8 protein-coding genes and 1 pseudogene are annotated in these 12,917 nt (G+C 72.1%); 5 read left to right on the top strand and 4 right to left on the bottom strand.

The window, feature by feature from the left end; translation table 11 throughout:
* Positions 1–8: 8 nt before the first annotated feature.
* On the bottom strand, positions 9–1,325 hold the full coding sequence (locus OG700_RS03440) for an ABC transporter substrate-binding protein (RefSeq protein WP_405608659.1): 1,317 nt from the start codon (positions 1,323–1,325) through the stop codon (positions 9–11).
* A gap of 140 nt (positions 1,326–1,465) precedes the next feature.
* Between OG700_RS03440 and OG700_RS03435 the strand changes: the two genes are divergently transcribed.
* Positions 1,466–2,782 carry an ROK family protein gene (locus OG700_RS03435; protein WP_405608656.1) on the top strand — a complete coding sequence of 439 codons (1,317 nt, stop codon included), beginning with the start codon at positions 1,466–1,468 and terminating at the stop codon, positions 2,780–2,782.
* Positions 2,783–3,138: 356 nt separating this feature from the next.
* Here the strand turns inward: OG700_RS03435 and OG700_RS03430 are convergent, their stop codons facing one another.
* Together OG700_RS03430 and OG700_RS03425 are read right to left on the bottom strand one after the other, a co-directional pair.
* The gene (locus tag OG700_RS03430) at positions 3,139–4,302 is read right to left on the bottom strand and encodes a LacI family DNA-binding transcriptional regulator (RefSeq protein WP_405608653.1); all 1,164 of its coding nucleotides are present in this window, start codon (positions 4,300–4,302) and stop codon (positions 3,139–3,141) included.
* Positions 4,303–4,319: 17 nt separating this feature from the next.
* A pseudogene (locus OG700_RS03425) lies at positions 4,320–6,853 on the bottom strand (glycoside hydrolase family 3 C-terminal domain-containing protein).
* A gap of 258 nt (positions 6,854–7,111) precedes the next feature.
* On the opposite strand from OG700_RS03425, the gene OG700_RS03420 reads away from it, so the two are divergent.
* Entirely contained in the window at positions 7,112–8,371 is a 1,260-nt protein-coding gene (locus OG700_RS03420) for a peptidoglycan DD-metalloendopeptidase family protein (protein WP_405608650.1), read from the top strand.
* Here the strand turns inward: OG700_RS03420 and OG700_RS03415 are convergent.
* Positions 8,252–9,400 carry a DMT family transporter gene (locus OG700_RS03415; RefSeq protein WP_405608648.1) on the bottom strand — a complete coding sequence of 383 codons (1,149 nt, stop codon included), beginning with the start codon at positions 9,398–9,400 and terminating at the stop codon, positions 8,252–8,254. The genes OG700_RS03420 and OG700_RS03415 overlap by 120 nt on opposite strands.
* 225 nt (positions 9,401–9,625) lie before the next feature.
* Here OG700_RS03415 and OG700_RS03410 point away from each other — a divergent pair, with 225 nt between their 5' ends.
* The 3 genes from OG700_RS03410 to glgC are packed head-to-tail and all read left to right on the top strand — an operon-like array spanning position 9,626 to position 12,912.
* Positions 9,626–10,414, top strand: a complete 789-nt coding sequence (locus OG700_RS03410; protein ID WP_405608645.1) for a (2Fe-2S)-binding protein — start codon at positions 9,626–9,628, stop codon at positions 10,412–10,414.
* A 40-nt stretch (positions 10,415–10,454) separates the two neighbouring features.
* Positions 10,455–11,645, top strand: a complete 1,191-nt coding sequence (gene glgA / locus OG700_RS03405) for a glycogen synthase (protein ID WP_405608642.1) — start codon at positions 10,455–10,457, stop codon at positions 11,643–11,645.
* A gap of 49 nt (positions 11,646–11,694) precedes the next feature.
* The gene (gene glgC / locus OG700_RS03400) at positions 11,695–12,912 is read left to right on the top strand and encodes a glucose-1-phosphate adenylyltransferase (RefSeq protein ID WP_405608639.1); all 1,218 of its coding nucleotides are present in this window, start codon (positions 11,695–11,697) and stop codon (positions 12,910–12,912) included.
* Positions 12,913–12,917 lie beyond the last annotated feature (5 nt).

The raw sequence follows: 12,917 nt of genomic DNA, 5'->3' as shown, positions 1-12,917 counted from the left end.
GCGGTGCCTCACTGCCGCATCTGCTGCTGGGCCTTGTCCAGCCGCTTCTTGACGGACTCGGTCGTCACGGGGGTCCCTGAGGCGGCGTCCGCCCACAGGTCCTTGACGGCGGTGCCGACGGCGGTCTCGAACTGCGACTCCTCGGGCACCTGGGGGAGCGGCGCCGCGCTGTTGGCGAGGGTGTCGCGCAGAACCTTCAGATCGGGCGCGGCGAACGCCGGGTCGGCCTGGGCCGCGGCGACGGGCGGGATCGACCCGTAGGTCTTGTTCAGGAGCCTCTGTTCGGCGTCGCTCGTCATGAACTTGACGAACTTCTTCGCGCCGTCGACGTTCTTGGTGTTCTTGAAGACGGCGATGTTGATGCCGGCGACCATGGAGTTCACCTGCTTGCCGGTGCCGGGCGCGCCGGACGGCACGGGTACGGGCGCGGCGCCCCAGTCCGCGGGCTTCATGCCCTGGGAGGCGAACGTCGAGGCCGCGGCCTGCCACAGCACCATCGCCGTCCTGCCCTTGGCGAAGTCGGTCAGCGACTGGTTCTGGGCGTATTCCGCGTTGCCCGGAGCGATGATCTTGTCCTTGGCCATGAGGTCGACGTACTGCTTGACGGCGGCCACATTGCCTTCGGTGGTGAACGTCGGCTTGCCCGACGCGTCGAAGAAGTCGTCGCCGTGCTGCTGGCCGAGCGCGAAGACCTGGTGGATGTTGTTGGACAGATTGCCGCCCTCGGCGCCCAGCGCCCACTTGCCGTCCTTGGACAGCTTCTTGCCGTCGGCGACCAGCTCGTCCCAGGTGGCGGGCGGTCCGTCGATGCCGGCGTCCGCGAACATCCGCTTGTTGTAGTAGAGCGCGTACGCGAGCGAGTACAGCGGTACGGCGGCGGGCGGCTGCCCCTCGGCACCGGCGGAGGCGACGGCCGAGTCGACGAAGCGGTCCCGGCCGCCTATCGCCTCGAAGTTCTTGTCGTCCCACGGCAGCAGCGCGCCGGTCGCCTGGAGTGAGGCCGACCAGGTGTTGCCGATGTTCAGCACGTCGGGTCCCTGCCCGGACGTGGTGGCGGCCAGGATCCGGGTGAGCAGATCGGACCACGGCACCACTTCGAGCTTGACCTTGATCCCCGTCTCCTTCTCGAACTTCTTCAGTTCGGGAGTGAGGATCTTCTTGTCGGCCTCGATGCTGGGGCCCTGGTTGGACGCCCAGTAGGTGAGGGTCTTCGGCGAGTCGTTGCCGCCGCCCTCGTCGGTGGACGTGCCACCGCCGCATCCGGTGACGGTGGCGGCCAGGGCGGTGGCGAGGGTGACGACTGCCGCAGCTCTGATTCTGCGCATGGGTGGCCCCTTTCCGGGGTGGCTTGTGTTCGAGAGTCGAACGCTGCCTCACGGCTTAATTTATGTCGTGATTTAAGAGGTGAGGGAAGGTCGCGTCAAGGTCTGGGACCGGGGTATGTTGCCTGCTGGGAAGGAGCACCATGGCCGAACGGGACAGAAGAACAGTGCGTGACCTGCGCAGGGGCAACCGGGCGAGGGTGTTGCAACGGTTGTATTTCGACGGGCCGTTGAGCCGTCAGGAGCTCGGTCCCGCGACCGGACTGAGTTCAGGTTCCATCAGCAACGTCGTCACCGAACTCGCCGCCGAACGCCTCCTGGAGGAGGCCGGAGTGGTCGATTCCGACGGCGGCAGGCCGCGCACACTGCTGCGCGTCGCCCCCGGCGGCGCGCTCCTCATCGGCATCGACATCGGGGAGACCCGCGTCCGCGTCGAACTCTTCGACCTGTCCCTGACCGAACTCGCCCGCACCGAAAGACTGTTGGCCCAGCACGGCCACGACGTCGAACGCATCGTCGCGCACGTGCGCACCGGAGTCGCCCACGTCCTGCGGGACGCCGGGGCCGACCCCCGCGAACTCCTCGGCATCGGCATCGGCGTCCCCGGCATCATCGAACGCGACGGCCCCGAGGGCGCGGTCGTCCACGGCCAGACCCTGGGCTGGACCGCCGTACCCTTCGAGAAACTGCTGCGCGCCGCCGTCGACATACCCGCCGAGGTCCCGCTCTTCATCGACAACGGCGCCAAGACACTGGGGCAGGCCGAGATGTGGTTCGGCGGCGGCCGGGGCACCGGCACCGCGGCGATCGCGCTCATCGGTTCCGGCGTCGGCGCCAGCGTGATTCACGGTGGCGAAGGCGGCACGCTCGACGAGAACCAGCGAAGCGGCGCGCTCGAATGGGGCCACACCACGGTGCAGTTGCGGGGCCGCCGCTGCCGCTGCGGCTCCATCGGCTGCCTGGAGGCGTACGCGGGCGCCGAGGCGATGCGCGAACGCTGGCAGGAGGCCGGCGGGCCACTGCCCGCCGACGCGGACGACGAGACGGCCCTCGCGGCCCTGCTGACCGCCGCCTTCCCGCCGCCGGGCGGACCCGCGCCCGACCCGGTCGCCGTGGCACTGCTCGACGAGACGGCGGAATGCCTCGGCGCGGCCGTCGCCGACCTGATCAACCTGTTCCTGCCCGAACGGGTACTCCTCGGCGGCTGGGCGGGCCTCCTGATCGGCCCGCACCTGCTGCCGGACATCCGCCGCTATGCGCGTGAGTACGCGCTGCGGCACACGGGGGCGCGGGCGACGGTCGAGATGGGCCGGCTGGGCCCCGACGCGGTCACGGTCGGCGCGGCGACGCTGCCGCTGACGGACTTCCTGTCCCGCGGTGGCACCCGCCCCTTGCCCCCGGCGGTCCAGGGGCGGGTGCCACCGCGTTGGTCCCCCACCTCGGCGGAGCCCCGTCCGTGACGGCCGGTGGGCGGTGTCCTCAATCGCCGGACGGGCTTGACGACTCAGCCCGTCCGGCGTTTGAGGACGATGCCGGGCTGGTGGGGCCGGCGTCCTGCGTGGGTGGGTGCGCGGCCGTGGCCGGGGTGCGACTTTCGAGCCCGTCCGCACTGTCCAGCCCGTCCGGCGTTTGAGGACGATGCCCGGCCGGTGGGGCCGGCTTCCTGCCTGCGTGGGCGCACGGCCCCGGCCGGGGCGCGCCTTTCGAGCCCGTCCGGCGTTTGAGGACAAGCCCCGGCCGCAGGGCCGGTGTCCTGGCGTGCCGCGTGGGCAAGATCAGCCCGTCCGGCGATTGAGGACAGAACCCGGCCAGTCGGTCAGGCCGAGGCCCGTACCACCAGCGTGGGTTCGAAGATCACCGACGTCACGGGGCGGTCCGGCCGCGCCAGGCGATCCAGCAGCAGCCGCGCCATCTCCGCCGCCATGTCCTCCACCGGCTGCCGCACCGTCGTCAGCGCCGGCCGGCAGGCCGCCGCCGCGCGGCTGTCGTCGAAGCCGATCACCGCGACATCCTCCGGCACCCGCCGCCCACGCTCCCGCAGCACCTGGCACGCCCCCACGGCCATCAGGTCGTTCGCCGCGAACACCCCGTCCAGATCCGGGTGTTCGGCCAGCAGTCGCTCCATGGCCGCCGCGCCGCTCTCCTCGGTGAACAGGCCCTCGGTCACGGGGACGTACGGATGCCCGTGCCGGGCCATCGTGTCCCGGAAGCCCGCCAGCCGGTCCTGCCCCGCCGGTACGTCGAGCGGCCCCGCGATGGTGACGATCCGCCGGCGGCCACGGGCGAGCAGATGCTCGGCGGCCAGCCGGGCGCCGTCCTGGTGGGCCAGGTCGACGTAGCTGATCCGTACCGGACGGGCGGGGCGCGCGTACAGCACGGCGGGCAGACCCGCGTCCGTGATCAGCGCGGGCAGCGGGTCCTCGGCGTGGGTCGAGACGACGAGTGCGCCGTCGGCGCTGCCCTGACGGAGGTACGAGACCACCTCGTCCCGCGCACGCGAGGTCTCGGCGAACATCAGCACCGGGTGAATCCCGTGCGGGCGAAGGAAGTTGACGACGCCCGTCACCACCCGGCCGAAGAACGGGTCGGCGAAGACGTCCGTCATGAAGGAGCCCACGCCGCCGTCGAATCCGGCGGCCTCGTGGCCACCGTCGCGCCGGTCGGTCGCCGAATCAGCGGTGGAAGCCGTCGCGGAACCCGCCGCCCCGGACCCCGCCGTCGCGGCGACCGGTGGCGGATCGTTCCCGGCGCCCGACACCACCAGGGCGATCGAGTCGGCCTTGCGGGTGACCAGTGAGCGGGCCGCGCGGTTCGGCGTGTACCCGGTGACGGCCACCGCGTCCCGTACGGCCGCCTGGATCACCGGGTCGACGTTGCGTACGCCGTTGATGACGCGCGAGACGGTGGCACGTGAGACTCCGGCCGCCCTGGCCACATCCTCCAGCGTGGGCGCGCCGGCCCCTCGTGAGTCCTCCGTCATGAGACGCATTTATAGCATCAGTGGAGAGCGCTCTCCATCGGCGCGCCCGGCGTGAGCGGCCCCGACGCCGCCACCGTGACGGTGGTGCTGAGCGGCAGCTCTCCCGCCGAGGAACCCGCCAGGAGCGTGAACTCGCCAGGTTCCGTCTCCCAGCGCCCCTGGTCGGCCGACCAGTGCGACAGCGCCCGCGCCGCGAGCCGTACGGTCGCCACGGCCTCCTCGCCGGGGCCGGCCTCCACCGCCGCGTAACCCGCGAGCGCCCGCACCGGCCGGTCGACCGCCGTGTCCGTCCTGGTCACATAGACCTGGACGACCTCACGGCCCCTGCGCGGGCCGGTGTTGCGCAGCCGTACGCGTACGTCGACACCGGCCCCGGACCCGTCCGCCCCGGACCCGCCCACGGCGGAGGGCGCGTCCATCCCCTCGTACGTCCATGTGGTGTAGCCGAGGCCGTGCCCGAACCAGTACGCGGGCTCCGCCCCGGCGCGCAGCCACGCGCGGTGGCCGATGTGGATGCCCTCCTCGTAAGAAAGACGTCCGTCGTGCGGCAGGGTGTCGAGCACCGGGACGTCCTCCTGGGCGAGCGCCCAGGTCGTCGGCAGCCGCCCGCCGGGCTCGGCACGGCCGAACAGCACGTCGGCCAGGCCGTGTCCGGCCTCCTGGCCGGGGAACCAGGCGAGGAGCAGCGCGGGTACGTCGCGGTGCCAGGGCAGCGCGACCGGGCCGCCCGAGTTCACCAGCACCACCGTGCGCGGGTTCGCGCGGGCCACCGCCCGTACGAGCGCGTCCTGCCCGTCGGGCAGGGCGAGCGACTCGCGGTCGCGGCCCTCGGACTCGCTCTCCTCGGTCGTGCCCACCACGACCACGGCGACATCGGCGTTCCGCGCGGCGGCCACGGCGGCGGCGAGTGCCGTCGGCGCGTCACCCGGCGGAGGGGCGGCGGCCAGCAGCGTCGCCACGCCCGTCCCGGGTTCCAGCCGCCGCCGCGCGACCACCTCCGACTCCACGCCCTCGGCCAACTCTGCCTCCGCGCACCGGTAGGGCGGCGAGACGTGCACGCGGGTCGGGTCGTCGCTGTCGAGCGGGTACTCGCCGGACAGCAGCGTGCGGCCGTCCACGGACAGGGACATGAGCCCCCAGCCGCCCACCCCCAGCGTCCAACTCCCGCTCTGCGTGGGCCGGACGAGGGCGCGGATTTCCACGGTGACCGCGCCAGCGACGCGGGCCGGTTCCACGATGCGGCCCGACAGCCGGTGTTCGGCGTGCAGTTCGGCGCCGTGGGCGTCCAGGAGCCGTACGAGAACGCCCGGTTCGCCGTCGCGCGGATCACGCGTCCAGGCCGGGTCCAGCGGCCGTGGGCGGGTGTGTGGCGGCAGTCCGGGCGTGTACGTCACCCCGGCCCCACCGGCTTCGCGCAGGGCCGCCTCGATCCCCGCCAGCGGTGTGACCACGGACGACGGGAACACCTCGGCGCTGCCGCCACCCTGGATCCGTACGGCCGTGGCGTGCGGGCCGATCACGGCGACGCGGCGCGACTGTGCCGGATCCAGCGGCAGTACGTCCCGCTCGTTGCGCAGCAGGACCGTACCGGCGGCGACGGCCCGCCGCAGCAGCGTCCGCCGGCCGTCGGACGGGGCCGGCAGGCCCCCGGCGGAACCCAGTGCCCCCACCCGCCGGGCCAGCCGCAGCAGCCGCCGTACCTTGTCGTCGATCCGCGCCTCGTCGATCAGGCCCGCCGTCACGGCGGCGAACAGCCCGGCCGCCCACGGGCTCGCCGGGCCCGGCATGGCGAGATCCTGACCCGAGCGCGCGCTGTCGCACAGCGAGCGCACCGCGCCCCAGTCGGAGACGACCAGTCCGTCGAAGCCCCACCCGACCTCGCCCGGCGGCTCGCCCGCGACCGGCCGTCCCCCCTTGAGGGGGTGGTCGAGAAGCGGACTCGCCGACATGGTCACGCCGTTGACCTTGTTGTACGCGGACATCACCGCCCAGACGCCGGCCTCCACCGCCGCCTCGAACGGGGCCAGATACAGCTCGCGCAGGGTGCGCTCGGCCACCCGCACATCGACGTGCAGCCGGTCGGTCTCCGCGTCGTTGGCCACGAAGTGTTTGGCCGTGGCCGCCACACCGCCCTGCTGTACGCCGGTGACGAGGCGACGCCCGTACGCGCGGTCAGCAGAGGATCCTCGGAGAAGCACTCGAAGTGCCGCCCGCCGAGTGGCGACCGGTGCAGATTCAGCGTCGGGGCGAGCAGCACCTGGACGCCCTTGCGGCGCGCCTCGGCGGCCAGCAGCCCGCCGAGCTTGCGCACCAACTCCTCGTCCCAGGAGGCCGCGAGAGCGGTCGGTGACGGCAGTACGAGGGAGGTCTGCCGCTCGTCCCAGGCCTCGCCGCGTACCCCGGCCGGTCCGTCGGACATCGTGAGAGGGCGCAGCCCCACGGCCGGTTCGGCGTACGTACGCCAATTGCTGGCGCCCGTCAGCAGACGGACCTTCTGCCCGATGTCGAGCTTCTCCAGCAGTCGCTCGGTCTCGGTCTCGTCCTCGGCCATGCGGGCCCCCTTCAATCCCTGCTTCAATCCTCTTGGAGAGCGCTCTCCCATCGCCTCGCCCCAGACTCGCCGGACGGTGCGGGGCCTGTCAATGCCGGTCTCCGGGCTGCGACGACGCACAGCGGGCGCACACGGTGCGCGCGGGCTCCCCGGGTGAGCCGTCAGGTGAGCCCTTGTCATTGCACAAGCGACTGCCCTAAGTTGACCGATTGCGACGTGTCCCAGACGTCCGTACCAGCCAGTGGGGGAGCCGCGATCATGGCCGCAACCGGTCGGCACCGCAGATATCAGCCGAGCCGTATCAACCGTGCGTCGCTCACCGTCACGGCGAGCGGCGCGGGCATCGCGCTGCCACTCATCGGGGCGGGCACGGTCAGTGCGGCGCCGGTGGACACGTGGGAGAAGGTCGCGGCCTGCGAGTCCACGAGCAACTGGCAGATCAACACCAGCAACGGCTACTTCGGCGGGCTCCAGTTCAGCCAGTCCACCTGGGAGGCGTTCGGCGGCGGCCAGTACGCGGCGCGCGCCGACCTCGCCACCAAGGACCAGCAGATCGCCATAGCCGAGAAGGTCCTCAAGGGACAGGGTCCGCAGGCGTGGCCCCACTGCTCGGTCAAGGCCGGCCTCACGCGCGGCGGCGACGCCCCCGACGTGTCACCGGGGAACGCCGCGTCCGCGCGCAAGGCGAGCGACACGACGAAGAGCGCGCCTCGCAGCGATCCCAAGAAGGCCGCGTCGCCCACGTCCGTGCCGACCGAGCGCGAGGGCTACACCGTGGCGGGAGGCGACTCGCTCTCCGGGATCGCCGCCTCCGAGGAGATACGGGGTGGCTGGCAGCGGCTGTACGAGGAGAACCGCAGGGTCATCGGCAGCGACCCCGATCTGATCTTCCCCGGGCAGAAGCTCGTCCTGCGTGTCCCGTCCCCGGCGAAGGACAAGCCGGCCGCCGAGGCGCCCGCCCCTCCCAAGAAGGAGGAGGCGAAGAAGCCCGCCGCGAAGGCGCAGCCGTCCAAGCAGGCCGAGAAGCCCAAGCCGAAGCCGCAGGCGCAGAAGCCGAAGGAACAGCCCAAGCAGCAGGTCTCGAAGCCGAAGACGGCCGAGAAGCCGAAGCAGTCGTCCGACTTCAGCGCCCCGGTCAGCGCGGGCACCGGCACCCCGTACCGCAAGGCCGGCTCCTGGGCGAGCGGCTACCACACCGGCGTCGACTTCCCCGTTCCCACCGGCACGTCGGTGAAGGCCGTGGCGGGCGGCACGGTCGTGTCGGCGGGCTGGGAGGGTTCGTACGGCTACCAGGTCGTCATCCGGCACGCGGACGGCAAGTACAGCCAGTACGCCCACCTGTCGGCGCTCAACGTGCGTGATGGTCAGAAGGTGAACGCGGGTCAGCGCATCGCGCGTTCAGGATCGACCGGAAACAGCACGGGACCGCATCTCCACTTCGAGATGCGTACGGGGCCCGGATACGGCTCCGACATCGACCCCGTCTCGTACCTCAGGGCGGGTGGCGTCCGCCTCTGAGCGGACGGTCCGCCGCACCGTACGGCGCATCGCCTTGTGCTCCGGCCTGTGCTCCGGCTTGTGCGCCCCCCGGCACGGGATCAGGTGCCAGGCCGCGCGGTCCGGCGAGGCGTGGTGGTGCGCGGCCGTCGCCCCGGGCGTCCCGGCGTCCGGCGCCGTATCGGCCGATTCCAAGGCGTTCGCCGTCGCGGTCGCCGCCGTCTGCGCTGCGAGCCGCTCCGACGTCAGGAGGACCAGTCCGCCGGCGGTCAACACGCCGAAGCCGAGGGCCAGCAGGGCGCCCGTCAGGCCGTACCGGAATCCCTCGTTGAAGAGGGTGAGCCCGACGGCGGCGGCGACGACCGGATTCACGACCGTGACCGTGGCCAGCGGGGCGGCGAGCCCCGCACCTCGGTAGGAGGCCTGCGACAGCAGCAGACCGGCCGCCGCGAGGCCCGCTATGACCAGCATGCTCGGGACCTGACCGGTGAACGTGCCCTCGGTCCAGTTGACGGCGACGGTCTTGGTGAACACCGAGGCGATACCGAAGGCCACACCGGCCGACGCGGCCAGCAGCACACTACGGACGGCCGGACGGTGCACGGCCTGCGCGATCAGGAACAGCAGGGCCACCACGCCCACGGCGGCGCCCGCCACCACCATGCGCTCGCCCGAGCCCAGCGAGTGGGAGCCGGCGGAGCCGGTCAGCGCGAGCAGTCCGGCCAGTCCGAGCGTCGCCATGAGGGCGCCGCGCCAGGCGGCGGCCCCCGCCTTGCGGCGGACGAAGACGGCCGCCATCGGCAGCGCGAAGACGATCGTCAGCGCGCCCAGGGGCTGTACGAGGCTCAGCGGGCCGTACGCCAGCGCCACGACGTGCAGCAGCGCACCGACGCCGTTCAACGCCACAGCGGCCCACCACACGCCGTGGTGCAGGGGCGCGTAGGGACGGGCGGGCGTATCCGCCGCGACGCGCTCCTGAAGGATCGCCCCGGCCGCATACGCGACCGCGGAGACCAGTGACAGCAGCACGGACAGCGCGAGTGCACTCATATATCCACGATCTCTCGCCTGGTGCGATTAGTCGTCGTCCTGAAGACGGCATTCCGACGTACTGCTGTAGTAGTACGTCGGGAGGGCCGGAGTCATTCCCGCGGTGGTGGCCCCCGCCCCCGGGTGTAGGCGCCGGGTGTACGAGGTGCCCCGGTCCGGGCACCTCTCGCGACCACCGGACGTTACGGAAAGTGACGGCAGGTGGTCATCGGGGAAGGAGCGCGGATGGATCTCGTGGAGGTGGGATCCGTGGGCGGGTTCTTCGCCCTGCGGACGGGGGCGGTCGAAAGGCTCGCGACACCGGGGGCGCACGGCGGCGGGTACCTCCCGTTCGCACAGATCTACGCGGGCGACATCGAGCCCCTGTCGGCGCGCGTCGACACGGTCGCCGCGAAGCTCGGCGCGCCCGAGCGCCGGGTCGCCGCCTCCGTCGCGCAGTTGGGGCTCGCCGCGCGGCTGTGGTCGGTCGCGCTGGGCTCGGCCGCGCTGCGCGGCGAGGTCCCGGACCTTGACCCCGCCCGGCTGTTCTGGGATCCCCGCGGCTCCTCACCCGACGACCTCCGGCTGCCCGAGCCACGCGTCTTCCCGGTCACCGGGACCGCCCCCGGCGGCGCGGTCACCGGTGCCACCCCCGTCACGGACCTCGCGGCGGCGGTGCGCGAGGTGGTCCAGTACGGCCACCTCGTCCCCCTGGCCGAGGCCGTGCGCGCCGACGGCCCGATCTCCCCCCGCCTGCTGTGGGGCAACGCCGGCTCCGCCCTCGCGGGAGCCGTACGCGAACTGCGTGCCTGGAGCCGGCGGACCGGCCGGCCCGATGCGGGCGAGCGGGCCGCCGCGATCGGCGCGGAGCTGTTCACCCACCCCGACCTGCGATCCACCGGCGTTTCGCGGGACGGATCCTTCCGGCGCCGCAGCTGCTGCCTCTACTACCGTTGCCCGTCCGGCGGCCTCTGCGGGGACTGCGTCTTCGACCGGCCGCCGCCGCGCCCTTCCGTGGAAGAGGTTTCCGGGTGACCATGACATTGCTGAGATCGTCGGGCGACGGGGGTATGGCGTGAAGGTCGGGCTGCTCACCCGGGAGTACCCCCCGGACGTGTACGGAGGCGCGGGCGTCCATGTGGAGTTCCTGGCGCGCGAGCTGCGTGAGCTGACCGACCTGCGCGTGCACTGCTGGGGCGAGGACGGCGGCCGTGACGGGGAGCGCGCCCCGGGTGTCGTACGGCACCGGGCCGCGCCCGGACTCGAAGGTGCCAACGACGCGCTGCGCACCTTCTCCGTCGATCTCGCGATGGCCGCCGCCGTCGAAGGCAGCGACCTGGTGCACTCGCACACCTGGTACGCGGCGCTCGCCGGCCATGTCTCCAAGATGCTCCACGGCATCCCGCATGTGATGACCGCCCACTCGCTGGAGCCGCTGCGGCCCTGGAAGGCCGAGCAACTGGGCGGCGGATACGAGCTGTCCGGCTGGGCCGAGCGCTCCGCGATGGAGGCGGCGGACGCCGTCGTCGCCGTCTCGCACGGCATGCGCGCCGACATCCTCGACTGCTATCCCTCGCTCGACCCGGACCGGGTGCGGGTGATCCACAACGGCATTGACACCCGCCTCTACCACCCGGACCGCGGCACCGGTGTGCTGGAGCGGATCGGCATCGACTCCGACCGCCCCTTCGTGCTGTTCGTCGGCCGCGTCACCCGCCAGAAGGGCGTCCCGCACCTGCTGCGCGCGGCCCGCGCGCTCGACCCCGAGGCACAGCTGGTGCTCTGCGCGGGCGCGCCCGACACGCCGGAGATCGGCGCCGAGTTCCGCGAACTGGTGGACGAGCTGAGCGCGAGCCGGGACGGGGTGTTCTGGATCCCCGAGATGCTGCCGCGTCCCGAGGTGGTCCAACTGCTCAGCCACGCGACCGCGTTCGTCTGTCCCTCGGTGTACGAACCGCTGGGCATCGTGAATCTGGAGGCGATGGCCTGCGGCACCGCGGTCGTCGCCTCGGCGGTCGGCGGTATCCCGGAGGTCGTCGACGACGGGAGTACGGGCCTGCTGGTGCCGTACGACGAACGGCACCCGGAGGACTTCGAGTCGGCCCTCACCGAGACGCTCAACCGGGTCCTGGACGATCCGGAGTCGGCGGTGGCGATGGGCGCGGCGGGGCGGGACCGGGCGGTGCGCGAGTTCGGCTGGGACCGGGTGGCCCGTCGTACGTACGAGGTGTACGAGGAACTGCTCAAGTCCCGTCAGCACGGGTAGAAGCACAGATCCGGACGACCGGTAGTGGGTCGCGAACAAGGGAGCGGCGATGCGCGGTGGACCTTCGGTGCTCGGGATCGTGCTGGCGGGCGGGGAAGGCAAGCGGCTGCTGCCGCTGACGGCCGACCGCGCCAAACCGGCGGTGACCTTCGGCGGCACGTACCGCCTGGTCGACTTCGTCCTGTCGAATCTCGTCAACGGCGACATCATGCGCAACTGCGTGCTGACGCAGTACAAGTCGCACTCGCTGGACCGCCACGTCAGCACCACCTGGCGGATGTCCAGCCTGCTGGGGAACTATGTGACGCCGGTGCCCGCCCAGCAGCGGCTCGGACCGCGCTGGTATCTCGGCAGCGCGGACGCGATCCTCCAGTCCCTCAATCTCGTCCACGACGAACAGCCCGACTACATCGCGGTGTTCGGGGCCGACCATGTGTACCGCATGGACCCCCGGCAGATGCTGCGGCGGCACATCGAGAGCGGCGCCGGGGTCACCGTCGCCGGTATCAGGGTGCCGCGCGCCGAGGCGTCGCAGTTCGGGATCATCACGCCGGGCCCGGACGGCACCCATGTCGACCGGTTCCAGGAGAAGCCGGCCGACGTGCCGGGGCTGCCGGGCGACCCCGAGCGTGTCTTCGCCTCGATGGGCAACTACCTGTTCACCACCAAGATCCTCGTGGACGCGCTGCACCGGGACTCCGAGGACCGGACCTCGGTCCACGACATGGGCGGTTCGATCCTGCCGATGCTCACCGAACAGGGCATGGCGCAGGTGTACGACTTCGACGACAACCATGTGCCGGGCGAGACACCGCGCGAGCACGGTTACTGGCGTGATGTGGGCACGCTCGACTCGTACTACGACGCGCACATGGATCTGATCTCCCGCCAGCCGGAGTTCAATCTCGACAACAGACGCTGGCCCATCTACACCCACGCCGGCCAGCTCCCGCCGGCGCGGTTCGTGGCGGGCGGCATCGCGAGCGAGTCGATCGTGGGTCCCGGCTGTGTCATCCGGGGTCAGGTGACCCGCTCCGTGCTGTCTCCGGGCGTGGTGATCGAGGAGGGCGCGGTGGTGCAGGGTTCGGTGCTGCACGACAACGTACGGGTGGGGCGCGGCGCGGTCGTCCGCGGCTCGATCCTCGACAAGAACGTGGACGTCCCGCCCGGCGCCACGATCGGTGTCAATCCGGGCCGGGACGAGGAGCTGTACACGGTCTCGGAGAACGGGGTCATCGCGCTCGGGAAGGGCCAGGTCGTCATCTGACGGCT

Source organism: Streptomyces sp. NBC_01508, assembly GCF_045040315.1.
GTDB lineage: Bacteria > Actinomycetota > Actinomycetes > Streptomycetales > Streptomycetaceae > Streptomyces.
This window is presented reverse-complemented; position numbering and strand designations above follow the sequence as displayed.

Bases quoted from the DNA above. Each gene is read 5' to 3' on its own strand.
- OG700_RS03440 (WP_405608659.1), bottom strand. From the start codon at position 1,325: ATGCGCAGAATCAGAGCTGCGGCAGTCGTCACCCTCGCCACCGCCCTG.
- OG700_RS03435 (WP_405608656.1), top strand. From the start codon at position 1,466: ATGGCCGAACGGGACAGAAGAACAGTGCGTGACCTGCGCAGGGGCAAC.
- OG700_RS03430 (WP_405608653.1), bottom strand. From the start codon at position 4,302: ATGACGGAGGACTCACGAGGGGCCGGCGCGCCCACGCTGGAGGATGTG.
- OG700_RS03420 (WP_405608650.1), top strand. From the start codon at position 7,112: ATGGCCGCAACCGGTCGGCACCGCAGATATCAGCCGAGCCGTATCAAC.
- OG700_RS03415 (WP_405608648.1), bottom strand. From the start codon at position 9,400: ATGAGTGCACTCGCGCTGTCCGTGCTGCTGTCACTGGTCTCCGCGGTC.
- OG700_RS03410 (WP_405608645.1), top strand. From the start codon at position 9,626: ATGGATCTCGTGGAGGTGGGATCCGTGGGCGGGTTCTTCGCCCTGCGG.
- glgC (WP_405608639.1), top strand. From the start codon at position 11,695: ATGCGCGGTGGACCTTCGGTGCTCGGGATCGTGCTGGCGGGCGGGGAA.